Below are 17,962 nucleotides of genomic sequence, written 5' to 3' on the forward strand. Positions count from 1 at the left end.
TTAATTTCCCGAATTTTCCGAAAGGGTGATCAACCGATCATCCCCCAACCGTTCCGGCCAATAGGAAACCCCGCGCAAATGCCCGTTTAACGCCCCGCTTTGCCCGGCATAACTCCCCAGCCAGATCACGTTGAAATTGCGTGGCATGGCAAAGCCGCCCAGCGATTTCAAAACCGCCCCGTCCTTGGCGACCGCCACCCCATCATCCTCCCACGCCAGCACAATCCGCGTGCGCGCGCCCGGCACAAGCCCGCCATAAAGCGACTGGGTGATGATCGGCGCGCCAGCCTTGCGCAGTGAAATCCGCAACTGATCCGCCGCACTGTCATAGCCAAGATCAAGATGATCATCTTTAAGGTTCCCCGAATGCATCTGCATGATCCGCCAGATGCCGCTCCAGGCCGCAGGCAATTCCAGATCAAACACAAACGTCCCCCGCCCTGTTGCCCCCCGGAACCAGCCCCCCGGCCCCAGCATCACATCATCCATCGCCCGTGCCGCCGGAATGCCCTTGCTGATCATGTCGCTGGTCAAAACCGGCCCGGACTCAAGCTGCGCATTCCAGATCAGAATTGATGCCGGATTGCCCGAAATCGCGGTGCTGATTTTCGGATAGCGGCTGGTGCCTGATGCGGTTTCCGCAAAGCCCACCCGTTGCCAGCTTTCATCAAGGCTCACCGCATGGGCAGATGCCCCATTTACCCCGCCCAGCGTAATTTGGGCCGTGCCCGATACCGCCCGCGCCCAGACGCCAAAGCTGTAAACCTCCCCCGCAACCAAATCATCGACCCGCTGATAAAGCCCCGCCGTGCCGCCCGGAAGGTCAAGGCGTGTGGCCGTGATACTCCCATCCGGGGCCTCAATCCCGGATGCGCTTGCGCTTACCCCCGCTTCCTTCTCCCAAAGCGGATTGGAAAACGCGGTGGAATAGCGCAACAGATTGCTTGCCGCCGCCTCGATCAAAAGCCCCTTCGCCCGGCCCAGCGCATCGTGATCATGGCCGGGAATATCGGCCCCAATCTCGGTCAGAATCCCGTCTGATCCGCGCACGATCTTGGGGCTCGCCCGCGTCACGCGCAGGCAGCTTTCCAATGGCGCATATCGCATGCCCATTTTGCATTCTCCGTCCCTGAATAAATGAAAGGCTGAAAGTGCCGCCTTTACCCGCCAATCCGGCACAGATGAAACCAGCTCATCACCGCCCCCGCCGCGATCTGGCGCGTGATGCTGTCCGAATGCCGCACCCGCAGCCGAAGCGCATTATCGCTCGCAATCCCGATCCGGGCGATGCCGCTGACCCGCACACTCTGCGTCGCATTGCTGCCCGACCCGACAATATCGGACGCCTGCAAATGCGTGCTCCATCCCGCCGCCCCTAGGCGCTCGACATAGGCACTGACCGCCACCGCCTCCGCACCAATGGCAAAATTCACCCCGGCATCAACATGGTAAAAACCGGGTGGAAGATTCCCAACCCCATGCAGGGCGGCGTCATAAAGCCCGTGGCTATCCTCCGCAACATGATCCCATTCAACAATGAAATAACCGCCCGCCGGAATATCCTGCGCATTGGTCCGCAAAAGCTTCACCACCGGCCCGTTTTGGGCGATTGGTGCTGCAAACCACCGCGTCCCATCACAGATCAGATCAACACAATCCCCCCGGATCGGCAGGGCATGAACACTGCGCACCGCCGCCCCATCCAGCGGCACAATCTGATCCCCGCTGGCCGCCGCGACATCGACCATCGTGCCATCGCCATTGACCACGCGGTATCGCACCCCGTTGCGCGCGGCACTCACCCCCGGAAGGCTCAACCGCCCGCCATTCGATAACCGCACCAGCGCCCCCGTCTCGCGGATATCCATGATCCGGTCACCCGGCGCATCAATCACCGGCATGCGGCGTTCATCCTGCCAAAGCGTTGCGTTTTGCGCGCGCAGATCAAGGTCAAACGCCGCCCCCGCCATCTGCTTCTGAAACCCCGCAAGGGCGGTTTCCGCCCGCGTTCCGGCGGCCTCGGCCCGGTTAGCCGCATCCTGCGCCATCGCACCATGCCGCCCCGCCGCTGCAATCTCCCCCGCATCCGGCCCGTTCGCCAGCCCGTCGCCCTGATCGTTCCACACCAACGCCCGACCGGGCTCCATCCGCGGCAATGCAAGATCACCCTTGTCCTGATCGGCGGGATCAAGCCGCAAACTGCCCACCATCGCCCGATCCACATCGCCAAGGGCCGCGGTCAGATAATCCAGATCCCGATCGACCGCATCCCCGCGGGGCGATGCCGAACCGCCATACGCACTCAACCGCCGTAACCGCAAATGCCGCCGGATCGAAATCGCGGCCCCCACCTTTGGCGCGACCTCGAAAATCACCTCGCCACCGGGCGCTTCCTCCGCCTCATTTAACGCCACATGAAACCCGGTCGTGACCGGCTTTCCATCAACGCGCACCGCCACATCATCACTGCCAAAAACCGCAAACTGAAACGGAAAAACCGTACGCTCCCCGTCGCCGGCAAACCCGACACCCGCCCCGCCAGTAGCCTTGAATACCACGCCCATCTCATCCCCCTAAAAACCCGAAACCGAACCCCCAGCCCTGGACTCCCGCCTGCGCGGGAGTGACGAACAGGTGGAAAGGCCTCACCCCAACCCCGTCATTCCCGCGCACGCGGGAATCCAGTCAGCCGCGCCGCATCCTCAAACCCAACCACCGAACCCACAAGCCCGATGGACTCCCGCTTTCGCAGGAGTGACGAACGGGTGGAAAGGCCCTACCCCAACCCCGTCATTCCCGCGCACGCGGGAATCCAGAAAACAGTGCCGTACACTCAATACCCGCCACGAACCCCTTAAGCCCTCACCACCCATCCCGCCGCGCAAACCACGCATTAAGCCGTGCCACCGTGTCATCCTGTGACGACCGCAAAAGCGATGTTTCACGCCAACTTGCCTGCCGGTTGACCTCCGCCCGCTTGCGCGCCGCCGCATCCGCATCGGCCTGCGTTTCCGACAATGCCTGTTTTTCAAGCCCGGCCAGAACCGCACTGGCCGATCCCGCCGCCCCGCTTTGCAGTCCCGCCGCCCCCTGGCGTGCGCGAAGCCTTGCCTGCCGGATGCGCAATTCCTCGGCCCGTTCGCGCGCACGCTCCGTCTCGCTCGCATTGATGCTGGCAATATCGGCCTGCCGGTTGGCTTCGGTCTGGGCCGCGCGGCTTTTCTGATCCGCGCGGTTTGATGAAATCTGCTGCCCGGTTTGCAGGGCAGAAAGTGCCATTGGTGCATAGGATGCAAACGCGCCCATCAGTCATTCACCCCCAATTCGCTGGCGACCCCCAGCAATAAAAAAGGCCGGGGAAAATCCCCGGCGATCCGCCATAATCCATCATTGTTCCGCCCGGCACTACCACGCCGCCAGCCAAGGGCCCGCAAACTGACATCACCGCTATAGGCCGCGTCCTCGCTCCGTCCTCTACCCAGCGTCACATCGCGAAATCCCCGCCCGGTATCAACACGCAGCTGTTCGGTCTGCTGCACCCGGAATGTCACCGAAACAAGCCGCAGCGCATTGCCCCCATGTGCCCGCGTGCCATCCGATCCGGCGGGTGGCAAAGCGGCAATTTCATGGGTAAACGGCAATCCGGCCACAACCGTTGAAACCGCATCAGCCAAACTGATCGTGCCGCCCGACACCGTAATATCGCGATAAAGCCGCCCATCGGCCCACACGGCCAGCGTGACATTTTCCAGATCATCCAGCCCGCCCCAATGGCGGCGCGGTTCCTCGCCTTCGGTCAATTCTGCGGCGATCGAAAGATCAAGCCCGCAACCCTCATCAAACCGGCCAAGGTAAAATTGCCCGTCCCGCTCAAGGCAAAGGTAAACCTCCCCGCCCGCCACCGCGACGGCGCGAAATGCCGCACCCTCAACACCTTGCGCCGACCAGGCGGTGATCGCCTCGCTGCGATAAAGGGTCAATGTCCCAAGGCTGCCATCGCCCATCACCACATGCAAAAGCCTGCGATCCGCATCAAATGCCTGATCAACCGGGCCCTGCACCAGATGGCGCGATAAAAGGGCCAAATCCGCCGCCCCATAGGCCTGCTCGACATCGGTAAACAGAAATTCGCGCAATTCCCGACCGCTGCGCGCGGCAAAGATCGTCGCGCCATCCACATTGACCAACGGCACCGTGCGATCCGCCCGGCTGCCGATCCGGGTCTGGCGCGTGACCTGAATATTGGCTGGCGTCAACGGGTCCCCCGTCACCATCCATTCCGATCCGCTGGTGAAAACCTGCAAATGGCGGCCTGCGAAAATGCCGGTAATCGCATTGACCTGATCGGCCAGCAGGGCAAATTCAATCGCCTCGTCATCCAGCCCCTCGCCCAGATCGAAATTGAACAGATCCCCCGATTTCGACATCCACAACCGGTTAGGCAAATCCCGCGATCCGCCAATCACCATCCGGTCCTGATGAAATGTCACGCTGCGCGGCCAGCCGCGAACCGGCGAAAACACCTGTTCCTCGAAATCCTGTGTCGTGCTGGCATTCGGAAGCGCCTCTTTCAAGGTAATGGTTGCCAGTGTCGCACTCGAAACCCCGGCAATCTGCCCCTCGATCCCTTGGATACGCCACCGCGTGCCAACATGCCCGGCCTCAAAAAGCGCCGAACTGGCCGTGATGCTGATCGTACCACTGGTCCCTGAAGGCGTGATCGAAACCGCCGGATCGCCGAATTTGTAGTATGGCTGAAACCGCTTCACCGCCGTTTCGCGCCACGCCCAGTTGGTCATTTCCCAAACACCAGCCCCATCCCTCGATGCCTTTCGCGTCAGGCGCATCGGCTCGACCTCCGGGTGGGTGACAAGCAGCGTATCGGCACTTTGCGTCCAGTTCAGAAGCGCATGGTGGATAGTTCCAAACGGCGTCTCAAACCCGACAATAGCCACCCCATCGCGATAAACCGTCCCCTCGTAATCCCCAAACACCAGCAGATAGGTCTGCTCGGTATTGAACTCGAACGGGATCAACCGCACCGGGCCAGACACCGCATCAATCAACGCAATACCGGGCCGCCTACGCACCCCGCCGCTCGGTTCAATGAACACATTGCGCAACCGCGCCGCCCCATTGCCATAGGCATTCAAATCCGACCGCCCCCACAATTCCGGCGCCAGTTCACCAGTCGAAAATGTCGTCTTTTCCAAGACCCTGCGCGCCATAACCATCCCCTCCGGTCAATCCCCAAACCCTTATCCCCGAGCCCCGATCAGGGTAAAATCCCCAATCGCCCGCGGGGTTGATTGCTGCGCATCGGCCAGCCTCGCGCTCCGAAACTGATCCTCCGCGCGCTTAAACAGATATTCCGCCCGCGACGTACTTTCGGTCAGCGGCACACAGAACTCCGCAGCCAGCCGCGTGATCAGCGCCAGATCGAAAAACGCGGGAAATGCCCCCTCCGCCATTCGCCCGACATAGCGCAGATACGCCCGATCCGCCGCGCACCTCACCGCCCCCTGCACCAGCTCAAATTCCGGCACCGCCCCGCCCTCGGTCTCAAGCGACAGCAGCCGGATAAAATCCCCGGGCAGGACAAACATGCCCTCGCCAGCGCCCAAAACGTCCTCACTCTCCTTCCGCGCCAGCCACGCACCCCTTGCCGCAAACCGCCACGGATACGCCGCCAGCATCCCGTCCCGAATGGCCGGATAAAGCATCCCCGCCACCTCCGCCTCGGCGGTGTCATCCTCGAACGAAACAATCGGTGCCGCCCCGATCATCACCAATGCACGCGCACAAAGTGCGATGTCGCTCAGTGCCATATCGCGTTCCCTTCAATTCCCGGTTGCCGATATCGTTGAAATATTGTCAAAATCCGTATCAACCGACCGTGACAGGGCCGGGCAATTTGAATGGAGCACGAATGTCCCGGTTCCCGTATGTCGCATCACTTGTTTTCGCGGGCACCTTGGGCCTGTCTGAACTGGCCCCGGCCTTGGCGTCCATTCCGGCACCTGCTGCGGAAATCGCCCAGAATTCTGATGTCGATCCCCTGATCGATGATTACTGGCGCAAGTCCTACGCAGGCGATGCCGAGGCCCAGCGCATACTGGGCGCCATACTGTCCTACGACTATGCCGAGGACGGCCACATTGACGATGATGAACATTTCACCATCACCCGCCTGCTTGAATGTGCTGCCCTGCAGGGTGACCAGCCCGCCATTGATCAGCTGCAAAACATCAACGCCAATTTCGATATCAGCGAAACCGGCGAATGCTATTACACCGGGGCCGGTTACACCGCCGACCAGAAGCAAAACGCACCAGGCATTTCCGACACCGCAAACAGCTATGATGGCGATGAAGACGCCCTGCGCGCCCGCGCCATGAATGGCGACCCCGCCGCACAGTTCGCGCTCGCCGAATATCTCGAAGGACAATTCCTTTTCTTTGATGCCTTCGAAGAAGCCGAAGGCTGGTACAATTGCGCTGCCAAACAGGGTTACGCCCCGGCCATCGCGGTTCTGGCCGACGGCGATGCCATTACGACCTACCCGGCATCAGAACCCTGCCCCTTCACCAACCGCACCATGGATGCCAACGGCACGATAACCGAACGCTTTACATCCTCCAGATCCATCGTGATCGAACCGGCTCCTGCTGTTCCTGCCTCGGCTCCCGCATCCGAACCGGCGATGACCGCCCCGGCACCCGATACCGAACCACTCTTTGCCGATGCGCTGGCCGCCTATCATGGCAATGGCGTGCCGCAGGATTTCACCCGCGCGATGGAACTGGCCCGCAAGGCGGCTGATCATAACCATGCCGGCGCGATCAACCTGATTGGCGTCATGTATCTCAACGGGTCAGGCGTCGCACCCGACGCCACCGAAGCCGCCTATCACTATCGGCGCGCCGCCGATCTGGGCGATGTGTCTGCCATGGTCAATCTGGCCGATTGCTATCTGCACGGCATCGGGGTCGATGTCAGTCTGCCCCGCGCACGCGAATGGTATGAAAAGGCCGCCTCCGACGGCGACGCCTACGCCCAATACAACCTTTCCGCCATCTACCAGTCCGGGGCCGAGGGCATTGAACCCGATCCCATGCTGGCCCGGAAATGGATGAAGCTTGCCGCCGAAAACGGCGATCCCGACGCCCCTTACCATTACGGCCATTTCCTTGAATACGGCATCGGTGGCCCCGAAGACCCGGCAGGCGCAATTGTCTGGTATCAGAAGGCCGTCGAACTTGACGATATCAACGGTTTTGCCGCCATGGGCCGGATGCATTATTACGGCGAATACACCACCGAAGACCTCGAACTTGCCTGGTACTATCTGTCCATCGCCGCCGCGCGCGATCATGTCGAAGCCAAAACCTGGATCGAAGTCGCCGCCCCCTCCGTCACCTACGAACAACGCGCCCGAGCATCCGCTCAGGTCACCAAATATCTGACGGAAAAAGGGGCGCAATAAAGCGCCCCTCTCCCTTTGTTCCAAGAAACGCAAATCCCTTGGCCTTACACCGCCGGATAAAACGCCTTGATCGCATAAGTCACCGCAACGTTGCGCGGGCGGGTTTCGGCGCCAACTCGGGCATTTGGCGAGCCAGCGCTGTCAAATGCCAACCCGGACACCAAACCACTATGGGTGCCCACGGCAGCTCTACCATTGTTATTAGCCTCGGCCTCACTGAACGCCCCATCAAATGACGCAAACGGTGCAAACATACCGCCGTCAGTGCCGTAGCCTAACGCACGAGCCGTAATGCGCTGCATCTGATCAAGCTGACCAGACGCAAACCCACGCCCATCATCCACGCCGCGACCGGCATCAAAACCGCGAATGAACTCGCCGCGAAGGTCTGGCAGGTTAAAGGTCGCAATCTGGTCGCCATGGCCCCAGACGGTACCAATCGCGGCAAACAGATCAGCATAGTCGGTCCGCGAAACCGCCGAACCGTCACAGACCAGCCAGCCTTCCGGCGGGGTCGGCATGGCAAGAGCTGCGATCACACCGATCTCGGTGCCACCGGATGCACCACCATTCTGTCCCAGATAGCGGGCATCCAGCGCCTGAAGAAGCTGGGTTTTGTCATCGCAATTGGGCGTAATGCCTGCTGCCTGAATAACGTGAAGGACTTCGCAATCCACCGGGGTTGAACCCAACATAGACATTCTCCTGTCATTTCAAAAAACAAAACCCCGGCAAGGAAGCCCTGCCGGGGATAGTTCAATCAGACCCACTCGATGATCACATAACCATCAACGCCATAATTACCCGAGTAATCCGGCGCAGGATCTGCAGTGCTGGTGCCGCCTGCACCTACAACAATCTGCAAAGTCTCGCCGGGCAGAACGTCGAATTCCTTAACCGCTAGTCCACCATTGCCACCTGCACCACCGGTTAAGCCATCTTGCGACGTCGTGCCGTTGCCCCCCGGAGAGCCCTGACCGACAAAGTTCACGTCACCATTGGCTGCACCGCCATGCGGTGCAGAAATAGCCGTTGTTTTTGCTGACCAGCCGCCTTTGCCACCCTCAGCAATAACTACTTCCTGGTTATAGGTAACGCTGGACGCCTCACCATCTTCGGATTGTTCGCTGACCCTGTAGCCATTCAGGCCACCACCGCCACCGGCACCGGCAACAGTTACACGGAGTTTGGTTACACCTTCAGGCACGACAAATGATCCGTCTTCGGTGAAATACTGGCGCTGAGAAACAGCGGACGGAATGAGTTTCTGAATTGCCTGAAGCAACTGGGTCTTGTCATCGCAATCCGGCCAGATACCCGCCGCTTGGATAACGTTAAGCACTTCGCATTCAACTGGTTTGGAACCCTGCATGGGCATTCTCCTTGGTTTGGACATAAAAAAACCGCTCCTGCCGGGGCAGAAACGGGTCGAGGAAAAGATGAAATCTGTCTGAAAAACCACCCAGCGACGTGCGCGGGCCGGGCCCGGATCAATCCGTATTCGAGCTGCCAATCGCCGTCATATCGCGGACATCAACGCCCAAAGCCCCCGAACTCGCCACGACGAACAGCCCGCCTGACATGTTGGCATCGCGGTTGGTATTGGCGATGATGATGTCACCGACCCGCAGCATGTCGCGGGCATCGGCAAAGTAACCCGCCGTATCGACATCGGCGGCGAAATCCGGGGTGATGTAATGCCAAAGCGTAAAGCCGTTGGCATAGGCCAGAACACTGAGGTTTCTGGCTTTAAAACCTTCTGCCATTTTGGTCTCCGTTATCTGTATGAAAAATCGTCAAAAGCCGCGGCTTACTCTTTGGCCCGGATGCAGCTCACCCCGGCATCGTCAACAAGCACCGCCCCCTGGCTCATGGAATTGTTGACGAAATGTGCGGCATGGTCGCCGTGCCAGGTAATGTCGGACTGCACGTCCGCCCCAATCGCATGACCAATGGCGGTTCTGTGATACCAGAAGCACGACCGGATGCCTTCCGCCACCGGAAGCCCCGAATGCGGCATCCACAGCGTGCCAAGCCAACGTTTGGCCTGCGTGCCCTTCCACGGCAGATCATCATCACCAACATAATCGGCATTGGAAAATTCCGGAATCTGCAGCAATTCCGACCACTGTTTCCAGCCGACAATCGCATAACGCTGCCCGTCATCGGGCACATCGCGGTTGCCCATGCCTTCAAAGGCTGCCATCACCTTGCCAAGGGTCAACCCGGTATCATTGTGATCAATAAGCTCCTCGCCGCTTGCCAGCGCATTGATGATCAGATCATCGGTCTTGCGACCCAGCGCATAAGCCCCGGCATTGGCCAGAACCATCTTTTCATCGTGATTGGTCTTAAGCTCGTCCAGCGCATCGACCCAGTCACCGGCATAATAATCGCGAAGGTCACAGCGCACCGCCTCATGTTCGGCATTCATCACCGGCACCTTGCCATGGCGTGCCTTGGTGGTCGCCTTGCCCTTGCCGACTTTCTGAAAAACCGTACTGGCCCCCTTCACACTGTTTTTGACCCGCACCGTATTACGAAGCTTTGATCCCATCCGCTGATAGGCCTGATGCACATCGGCCTGGAAATGATCGACAAAGCTTTTATCGATTGTCACGCTCATTGGTTTTGTATCCTTCTGCCCTAAAACAATTTTCCGACCACAGTGGCGATGAAACAGCCCGACAGCGCGGCAAATCAGGCAATTCCGCCTTATTTGCACCCCGAACCGGTCATCTTGCGGTCATGGTTGAGTGGTTTGGTGTTGTCGTTCGGAACCCCGCCTGCTCGGCCGGTTTCGAACACCTGTCCGGTTTGGCCGGACCTGTTGCAAAATTGATGATCTGGAGTTTGCGTTGCGCGCAAAACTGTTTGCCACCATCGCCCTGATCGGGATTGGGGCAGCGGGTTATACCCTGCTGCCCTATACCCCTGTTCCCGGCTATTTTAACGATTTCACCAGCCGGGTTTCGGCCCTTGCCGGGTTTGGTGCGGAAAATATCCGCAACCGGGTTCTGCCCGATCTCGAAGCCGAACTGTCCAACGCCGACCTGGCAATTGGCGCACCGGTTTTCGTCCGCGTCTTCAATGCCGATCGCGATATCGAAGTCTGGCTCAAGGCAAACAACCGTTACCGCCTGTTTACCCGCTATAATTTCTGCGATGCCGATGCCATTACCCATGCCAGTGACGGCGATGGCAACTCCACCGGTGCCGATAGTGCCACCATCGGCAATGCTGCCGATCTTGGCGTTTACCATGTCACGCGCGACGACCTTGCCCCCAACAGCCCGCATCACCTTGAAATCGCCCTGACCCCGTTAACATCCGGCACACCCGAGGATATCGAGCAACAGGCCCAAACCGGCCAACCCGCCCTTCGCGGCAATTGCGAGGGCACGGGCGGCATCGCCCTTGAAAACGGCGATATCGAACCGGTCTATATGCTGATCGATACGGCCCTTCGCGCCGGTCAGGCACAGGTGCCCGTCCATATCTTTGAAAAACGCCAGAACATGGATGATGCCGTGACCCTCACCGAAGACGCCTTTGCCAGCGTCCCGGCACCGGGGCTTTATGACGTTTACGCAGCGTTTGAGCGCACCCGCATCCCCCCCGAAGTCCAGAAAACCGATGGCCGCTATCAGGTGAACTAGGAAATGCCATGCAGGCGGTCAAAACCTGCCTGCACCTCGGCCACCATCGCCGGATCACGGTCGCGCCAGTATCGCGGATCATTCATTTTCGCCCGGATATCAGCGCGTAAATCACCTGTCGCATCGCTTGGCCGTCCGGCACTCAATCCCGGCTCCGCCCCGCCGCTCATCAACCGATGAATACTGCGCACCCCATCTGCCGTTTGGCACAGAACCTCAAACGCCGCCTCCGGCAGGTTCTCGCGCCCCCATTTCTCAATCCGCGGCGCGATCCGCTTCCAGTTCTCCGCCCCGCCAAACTCGGCCACCAGGGCGGCCCGATCCGTGGCACGTTTGCCTGCGCCCTCAACCTCGCAGATTAACGGCCCGATCACCTCGGCCGCCAGATCATAAACAAGCTGCGCCTGCGCCCCGCTAAATCCCGCTTCATGCAAACGCGCATTCACCGCCGGATCAACCGCCCCCAACACTTCATCAACCGCAATCTCGTAGCCGTCGGGCGTTTCGGGAATGCTGGCCGGATCAAGGGCCGTGATGGCTTCACCGACCTCAACCTCACCTTCCGGCAAGGCCTCAACATCAGAAACCACATCTTCCAACACCTCAGGCAGGCCACCCGCCGCATCAGCCGGGCGCAACAGATTACCCTCTGCTCCGTGCCCGGCTTCTGACCGTGCCGGGTTCTGCTCAATAGTCATGATGCACTCTCCCCTCTCCGCGCAGCTTCTTTGCTGCCCGGTTCCTGTTCATAAAGTTACGGTTTTCCTGATTAACGCTACGCGCGGCACCAAGTCTGGATTCCCGCGTTCGCGGGAATGACGGTTGGAGAGAATGATACCGCCCCAACCTCTCCCGTCACCACACCCACCCCGTCACTCCCGCGAACGCGGGAGTCCATCGAGCCGCATGCGCCAAACTTACATCAAGCACCCCACCTTCACAGGCACAAGCAGCGCCGAACCAAAAGCAGTAACGGGCAACCTTACCCCTATCTGCCGTGCATTCTTTTACGCTGCCCCTTGCAAGCTCCGACCATCATCCGCCGCCTTAAGCACCAAATAGTGGACGCGGCACCGCTGTCTGGATTCCCGCCTTCGCGGGAATGACGACTGGAACGAATAGTCGCGCCTAACCCTCTCCGTCACTCCCGCGAACGCGGGAGTCCATCGGGCTGCATGCGCCAAACTGGCATCAAACACACCACCCACCCTAGCTTCACAGGCAAAGGCACCGCCGGAACCACCAACAGAAAGAGCAACCTCACCCTTTATCCGCCGCGCCTCCGTTTACGCTGCCCCTTGCAAGCCGCGTCATTTGCAAAACCAGCGCCCGCTGCCCTTCACGCATCCAGATCGCCCGATCCGGGCTTTGCGGACCAAGTGCGGTTTTGATGATGCTACGTTCAAGCTCCACCAGAACCTTCTGCCCCGCACTCGTGCCAAAACATTGCCGCCAATGGGCCCGATCCACCTCTTCGGTTTCGTCGGCGGCGGACGCCAAGCCCTCAAACCAGTCCCAGCCATTCATACCGCATCCTCCAAAACGCCCGCCTCTAGTGATGCCTCAACCGGCAAAACCGGCATCATCGGCCGGAGCAAATGGTCCGGCACCCCGAACTGATCGGCAAGCCAGCGGACCATGTGCGGCATGTCGACCTCGCCCAGCGCCTCCGGCCCCAGCGTCGCAATACGTGATAACCAATCCATCGCCTGCCCGGCCTGTACCCGTTTGGGCAACTGCGCCAGCGGCGCGCTATGGCGCAACTGCACGACATCGCCATCAAGGGGCATATCGGGCAACTCGCCGCGCCGCACCAGAATATGGATCGCACGGCGAATAAGCGGATAAAGCAGTTCCGCCTGCAACCGCCCATAAGTCGCCCCCAGCAACCGGGCATTTTCCGATGCCCGTTCCAGAACCTCGGTCGCGGTCATGCCCGGATGGTCACTTTGCCCCAGGCGGTCGGCCAGCAGGCACCGCCGGATGCGATCGCGCAAATCGGACAGCACCAGATCGGAAACATCAAACCGCCCCGGCGCATCAAGCGGCGTTAACCCCGCCGAGCCGACCGCCTTCGGGATGATGCTTCCCGGTACAAGCCGGATCGCCGCCGGGTTCAAAACCCCGTCATCATCGGCCTGCCAGATGCCCGTCACCGCGATGGATGCGTTTTTAAGCACCAGCTCCACCACCTTGTTCGCCGTCTTGATATCCGGCAGCGCCTTCATCACCGGCGACCTGCCATAAACCTCGCCCGGTGCCTTCATCCAGCGAAACGCGATATAGGGCGACACCTCAAACCGGTCCCGATGAATCACCCCATCTTCGCCTGCCGAACCGCCAGAAACCTGCCCACCATCCTCAAAAAACACGCAAAGCTGATAACCGCCAAACGCCCCCGGATCGGGCAAAACCGCCTCGACCACCGCATAACGTTTCGGGCTCTCCCCCGCATCCCGGTCATCCCTTGGCAATTTCGCCTCCGGCCATTGCCGGGCGATCTCGTCCCGGGTTAGCGACAGCTTGCGAAACACCGCATCCATTCTGCCATCATGGCTTTCCTCGAACGCCACGTCTCGAAGCGGCACCGCGCCAAACCGAAACGCCGACGGGCTTAAAAAATCATCCGCCTCAAGCCGAAGGCACGCCGTCCCCGCCGTCACCAGATCAAGAAACGCCTGATGCATCTCGACCGCAAAATTGGACCGGTCAAAATGCCCCTGCAAAATGCTCGCGGCCCTTGCAAGCCGCGCGGTCAGAATGTCCCGATCCGCATCCGCCACATTGCCGCCCGGCTCAAACGTGAACCAGCCACCGCTCGGCGGGGTGATTTCCGCCATCAGGCTGGCCGCAAGCTGCTCGACCGCATCCGGGGCCGTGGCATCAAACACCCGGTCAAATTTCTTTTCCCCACCCGATGCAACCGGTTGCTCGCTCGCACCGTTGCGTTGCGGCAGGGCGAATTCATAACATTCCTGCCAATGGCGCATCCAACCGCGCTTCTGCCCCATCGCCGCCCGGAACCGGGCCCGCAAATCGGCAATCGCAATCGTGCCGGTTTTGGTTCCGGCATTGCGGCCTGCCCCGGCGCTCGCCCCCACACCCGCACCTGCTCCAAGGCGGCCCACCGGCTCCTTCGCCATCCGGCCAAATCTCGCCGTCGTCTGGTCTGCCCTCGACGGGCGGACCGGGCGCGCTTTGCGGTTCTGCCGTTCTGTCATCGCCTAGTCCCCCAAAAGATTTTTGCCGCCCGCCGCACGGTCGATCCGGTCCGAAAGCAACCCGCGAAACCCCGTGCCGATCAGTCCGGCCCGGCCATAGCGTCGCCGCTCCAGCGCCTCGGACCTCGCCCGTCGCGCCGCTTCTGCCGCACTTTCCACGTCATCGACGGACGGCGGGTTTGCGGACGAACTGGTGGCAATTGGTGGTGGCGCTGCTGGTTTTGGTGTCGAAAACAGACTGCCCATGATGCCCTTTTGCCTCCCTCTGCCTCATCCCATAGACGGGACCTGAAAAACCAAATGCCCCAAACCGGGCCCTAAAACAAAAAAGCCCCAAGCCGGGGCCAGAAACAAAAACGCCCGCAACGCGATGAAGCGATGCGGGCGCAGTTGTGGTGTTGACTTCTCCCTTATGGCACAGAAAAAAGAACAAATCAAGAACATTTTTCAGAAAAAAACACTCTCCCACGATAAGCCTTTGTTTCCGCACGTTTAATCGCGCAAAAAAGTTGATGCGGCGTCACGATCCAGAACCCGGAAATGCCCAGCAACCGTTTGACGAACTCGACACAGGTAAACGCGCCCAACCGCACCCGCCTTGGCACTTCCACCGGATAACTGACCCAGATGCAGTCAAATCCGCGCGCCCGGTAATGGGCTTCGGGGTCAAACAGAACCGAATATTGCCAGACATCGCACGCCACACGATGGCTTTGCGGATCAAGGCAGATCCACTCCCCGGCACGTCCGCCCGACATCAGCACGAAACAATGCCGGAAACCGGGTTTCAGCCACCGCAAAAGCCGCTTTTCGGGTGCATCGGCAAACACGACAAGCACATCACGCATGACGGGTTCGGTTGGCGGATTTGCACCCGGATATGCGGGCTGTTTCACTGCTGCCAAAGCAGGTGTGATCGCCTCTCGGGTCAAAGTCTGCATGGCGGCAATTCCCCCGTCATTTTGATCATTTTCTCGGGATGGTGAAAGGCATCCTCGGCCCCCGGAAGGACGATATCACGCGCAATCAGCACATCCTGCAAGGCCGCCATGGCATCGCACCAAAGGTCATATTTCGGCTTTTCACGCCCATCGCGCGGATCGGGCGTGCGTTCCACCAGCCCGTAATATTCGATCACCTGCAAATGCCGGTCATCCAGCACATTTTCACGCCGAAGCCGCATGACCGCGTTATAGATATCATCCGGGTCGCACGGGCGCACAACGTCGCTGGCATCGGCCACCACACGCGCCCCTTCGATCCGTGACGCCTGGCACCGCACAAACCAGAACCACGCCTGCATGGCACTGGAAAACGGGGTCGTCACGCGGTCCGCTATTGGCTTGGGAAAAAGTCTCTGTTCACTCATTTCGCCCTCCTGCTGAACTGCCTGTCTCGCATCAACACCCCGAAAAAGCGTGCAAATCTCCCTTTTGCGCATCATCGACTGCGCAAAACCGCCAATTGCCGGATATGTAAAGATTGCCAACGTGATACGTGCAAAACCCGGCTTATATGCCGTTTTCCGCCATTCTGACCGCATCAAAGCTATTTCCGGATGCACTTCCGGTGTTGATCCACAAGCTATAATCCCTTTTTGTTCTCATTGTAAAGGATTAATTTCCTATTACGCGAACGCCCGCAAAAATGCTCGACTTGGCGGTCACCGGATGAATAATGGCCTTACAGATATCCGCAACCAGACGAGAGACTCCCATGAGCTGGGCCAGCATCAAAATGACGGAACAGGAAGCAATGGGAATATCGACCGATTTTGTCGATGCGTTTGAAAAGCTGTTCATTGCCGCCAGAAAACCGCGTGACGCCGCCCTTTTCTGCTCGCGCGAACTGGGGCCGGATGACGCGTTTTTCCTCTCCCCCGGCGCGCAGAAAATTGCCGCCTCCCTGCTCGCACTCCGCCCGGCCACGAAATGCAAGGCGCCGTCGAAAAAGGATGTGATCCTGCTGGCAGGCCACGATGACGGGATTGCGCTTCTGCGCTAATCCCGCGCTCTTCCTGCCCCGTTTCATCACAAAACCGCTTCTGAACTGTCTTCATGGATGCCTGACCGGGGATGCCCGACCGGGCAATTTTCGATCACCGGCCATGCGGTCCACTGCATGCCGATCCACTGACAGTCAGGAGTCTCCCATGGCAAATCCCCCGTCCCCGCGTTACGAGCTTTACAAGGACAAGAAAGGCGAATGGCGCTGGACCTATATCGCGCGCAACGGCCTTAAAATCGCGATGAGCAGCGAGGGCTACAAAGCCAAAGCCGACTGCATCCACAGCATCGATCTGCTGAAATCATCGAAAGACGTTCCGGTGCACGACGCCACCGCTTAAGCCCCTCTGCGAAAGACAAAACCCCGGCGCAATCCCGCCCGGGGTTTTGATTTTTTTTAGCAGGCCGCAAACCATCCGGCTAAGGCAGGTTTTCCTTGACCACGACCTGCATGGTCAGGTCCGCCACCCCCTGCATCGCGGCCGCGTCATTGCGGATATTGTCAAATATTTTCAAGGTGTTCTGCACGATGATATCGGGACTTTGCGTGATCACCACATCCATGATGTCCTCAAGCAGGAATTTGCGCGTATCGGTGGTCAATCCATGGCCGATGAAAACGATATCGCGCCCCCGGTCGCTTTCGCGAAGCGCACGTGCAATCCCGTCAGATGACCCGCCAACATTGTAAATCCCGATCAGATCGGGATATTCCGCCAGAAGCGATACGGTATGGTGGTAATTTTCCGCACGATTGTCATGGCCTTCACGCGCGGCAATCACCGAAATCCCCGGAAAACTTTCATCCATCAGGCCAAGGAACCCCATTTCGCGTTCCTCGTGCGCCCGGTATGTTCGGCTGGCAGTGATCAGCGCCACCCGGCCGGTGGATTGCCGGGTCAACCGCCCCAAAAGATATCCCGCCGTCCGGCCGACCGCCCGGTTATCCAGCCCGACATAGGCCGAATGACGCACCCCGGCAATGTCGGACACCAATGTCACCACATGCTTGCCCTGGGCCTGCAGGTCGGAAACCGTTTCACGCACCAGCGGATGGTCAATCGCCATAAACGCAATGCCATCGGCGGTTTTGCCGTGCTGGCGCATGGCATCCGACAGCAGTTTGGGATTGAAACTGTCGATGAAAAAGCACCGCGCACGGATGTTATAGCCCGATGGCTGCTCGGCCGCGGATTTGATGGTTTCACCCAGAAGCCCAAGATACGGGTTGGTCCCCGCCGGCAAAAGGAAAACAACCTTCATCGGTCGCGGGCGCAATGTTTCCTGCATATCGGATTCGGGCAGATAGCCAAGCTCGGCGGCGGCGGACAAAACCCGTTTTGCCGTCATTTCGCGCACACCGGCACGTTTGTTCAAAACGCGATCGACTGTTGCGGGCGAAACCCCTGAAAGGGCTGCAATATCCTTGATTACCGGGCCTGTCGTCTTCGGCATTTATCCCTCAAAACCATCAAAAAACATCAATTAATGATGTTTGATGAGGGATAAACTTTCACCTACCATCATTTTATTCAAGGGAAAAACAACAATAGCCCTTCATATTCGGCCATAACGGCCTGCGGACCATCT

20 protein-coding genes are annotated in these 17,962 nt (G+C 59.5%); 4 read left to right on the forward strand and 16 right to left on the reverse strand.

What is annotated here, in order from left to right; translation table 11 throughout:
- The 5 genes from TH468_RS01105 to TH468_RS01125 all read right to left on the reverse strand — a co-directional run bounded on the left by TH468_RS01105 (position 1) and on the right by TH468_RS01125 (position 5,828).
- A complete protein-coding gene (locus tag TH468_RS01105; protein ID WP_085641853.1) occupies positions 1–1,113 on the reverse strand; it encodes a hypothetical protein in 1,113 nt (370 codons plus the stop codon).
- Positions 1,114–1,160: 47 nt separating this feature from the next.
- Entirely contained in the window at positions 1,161–2,564 is a 1,404-nt protein-coding gene (locus TH468_RS01110; RefSeq protein WP_085641854.1) for a hypothetical protein, read from the reverse strand.
- Between the two features lie 298 nt (positions 2,565–2,862).
- A complete protein-coding gene (locus TH468_RS01115; protein WP_085641855.1) occupies positions 2,863–3,306 on the reverse strand; it encodes a hypothetical protein in 444 nt (147 codons plus the stop codon).
- A complete protein-coding gene (locus TH468_RS01120; protein WP_085642411.1) occupies positions 3,306–5,228 on the reverse strand; it encodes a hypothetical protein in 1,923 nt (640 codons plus the stop codon). The genes TH468_RS01115 and TH468_RS01120 overlap by 1 nt, the downstream gene beginning before the upstream one ends.
- A 30-nt stretch (positions 5,229–5,258) precedes the next feature.
- Positions 5,259–5,828 carry a hypothetical protein gene (locus tag TH468_RS01125; protein WP_085642412.1) on the reverse strand — a complete coding sequence of 190 codons (570 nt, stop codon included), beginning with the start codon at positions 5,826–5,828 and terminating at the stop codon, positions 5,259–5,261.
- Between the two features lie 101 nt (positions 5,829–5,929).
- Between TH468_RS01125 and TH468_RS01130 the strand changes: the two genes are divergently transcribed.
- Positions 5,930–7,486: a tetratricopeptide repeat protein gene (locus TH468_RS01130; protein WP_168177051.1), complete on the forward strand. Its 1,557-nt coding sequence runs from the start codon at positions 5,930–5,932 to the stop codon at positions 7,484–7,486.
- A gap of 44 nt (positions 7,487–7,530) precedes the next feature.
- Here TH468_RS01130 and TH468_RS01135 read toward each other — a convergent pair whose 3' ends face one another.
- From TH468_RS01135 to TH468_RS01150, 4 genes are all read right to left on the reverse strand, one after another.
- Positions 7,531–8,181 carry a phage tail protein gene (locus TH468_RS01135; RefSeq protein WP_085641857.1) on the reverse strand — a complete coding sequence of 217 codons (651 nt, stop codon included), beginning with the start codon at positions 8,179–8,181 and terminating at the stop codon, positions 7,531–7,533.
- A gap of 65 nt (positions 8,182–8,246) precedes the next feature.
- Positions 8,247–8,858, reverse strand: a complete 612-nt coding sequence (locus TH468_RS01140) for a hypothetical protein (protein ID WP_085641858.1) — start codon at positions 8,856–8,858, stop codon at positions 8,247–8,249.
- Positions 8,859–8,976: 118 nt separating this feature from the next.
- A complete protein-coding gene (locus TH468_RS01145) occupies positions 8,977–9,252 on the reverse strand; it encodes a hypothetical protein (RefSeq protein ID WP_085641859.1) in 276 nt (91 codons plus the stop codon).
- Between the two features lie 44 nt (positions 9,253–9,296).
- Complete coding sequence (locus TH468_RS01150; RefSeq protein ID WP_085641860.1) at positions 9,297–10,112, reverse strand: phage capsid protein; 816 nt, start codon at positions 10,110–10,112, stop codon at positions 9,297–9,299.
- Between the two features lie 232 nt (positions 10,113–10,344).
- On the opposite strand from TH468_RS01150, the gene TH468_RS01155 reads away from it, so the two are divergent.
- Positions 10,345–11,145 carry a hypothetical protein gene (locus tag TH468_RS01155; RefSeq protein WP_085641861.1) on the forward strand — a complete coding sequence of 267 codons (801 nt, stop codon included), beginning with the start codon at positions 10,345–10,347 and terminating at the stop codon, positions 11,143–11,145.
- Here TH468_RS01155 and TH468_RS01160 read toward each other — a convergent pair.
- The 6 genes from TH468_RS01160 to TH468_RS01185 form a co-directional block, all read right to left on the reverse strand.
- A complete protein-coding gene (locus TH468_RS01160) occupies positions 11,142–11,843 on the reverse strand; it encodes a hypothetical protein (protein WP_139834600.1) in 702 nt (233 codons plus the stop codon). The two genes, TH468_RS01155 and TH468_RS01160, sit on opposite strands and share 4 nt — an antisense overlap.
- A gap of 562 nt (positions 11,844–12,405) precedes the next feature.
- The gene (locus TH468_RS01165; protein ID WP_085641863.1) at positions 12,406–12,672 is read right to left on the reverse strand and encodes a hypothetical protein; all 267 of its coding nucleotides are present in this window, start codon (positions 12,670–12,672) and stop codon (positions 12,406–12,408) included.
- Positions 12,669–14,366 carry a portal protein gene (locus TH468_RS01170; protein ID WP_246832178.1) on the reverse strand — a complete coding sequence of 566 codons (1,698 nt, stop codon included), beginning with the start codon at positions 14,364–14,366 and terminating at the stop codon, positions 12,669–12,671. Before TH468_RS01170 ends, TH468_RS01165 begins: the two co-directional genes overlap by 4 nt.
- A 3-nt stretch (positions 14,367–14,369) precedes the next feature.
- On the reverse strand, positions 14,370–14,612 hold the full coding sequence (locus TH468_RS01175) for a hypothetical protein (RefSeq protein ID WP_085641865.1): 243 nt from the start codon (positions 14,610–14,612) through the stop codon (positions 14,370–14,372).
- Between the two features lie 188 nt (positions 14,613–14,800).
- On the reverse strand, positions 14,801–15,307 hold the full coding sequence (locus TH468_RS01180; protein WP_139834601.1) for a hypothetical protein: 507 nt from the start codon (positions 15,305–15,307) through the stop codon (positions 14,801–14,803).
- On the reverse strand, positions 15,295–15,735 hold the full coding sequence (locus tag TH468_RS01185) for a hypothetical protein (RefSeq protein WP_085642413.1): 441 nt from the start codon (positions 15,733–15,735) through the stop codon (positions 15,295–15,297). The genes TH468_RS01180 and TH468_RS01185 overlap by 13 nt, the downstream gene beginning before the upstream one ends.
- A 347-nt stretch (positions 15,736–16,082) precedes the next feature.
- On the opposite strand from TH468_RS01185, the gene TH468_RS01190 reads away from it, so the two are divergent.
- Positions 16,083–16,370 carry a hypothetical protein gene (locus tag TH468_RS01190; RefSeq protein ID WP_085641867.1) on the forward strand — a complete coding sequence of 96 codons (288 nt, stop codon included), beginning with the start codon at positions 16,083–16,085 and terminating at the stop codon, positions 16,368–16,370.
- 148 nt (positions 16,371–16,518) lie between these two features.
- Entirely contained in the window at positions 16,519–16,713 is a 195-nt protein-coding gene (locus TH468_RS01195; RefSeq protein ID WP_062952745.1) for a DUF1508 domain-containing protein, read from the forward strand.
- A gap of 79 nt (positions 16,714–16,792) precedes the next feature.
- Here TH468_RS01195 and TH468_RS01200 read toward each other — a convergent pair whose 3' ends face one another.
- Positions 16,793–17,827 (reverse strand): LacI family DNA-binding transcriptional regulator, encoded by a 1,035-nt coding sequence (locus tag TH468_RS01200; protein ID WP_085641868.1) that lies wholly within the window; start codon positions 17,825–17,827, stop codon positions 16,793–16,795.
- Positions 17,828–17,962 lie beyond the last annotated feature (135 nt).

Origin of the sequence: Thalassospira sp. MCCC 1A03138 (assembly GCF_002115785.1) — a bacterium.
Taxonomy (GTDB): Bacteria; Pseudomonadota; Alphaproteobacteria; order Rhodospirillales; family Thalassospiraceae; genus Thalassospira.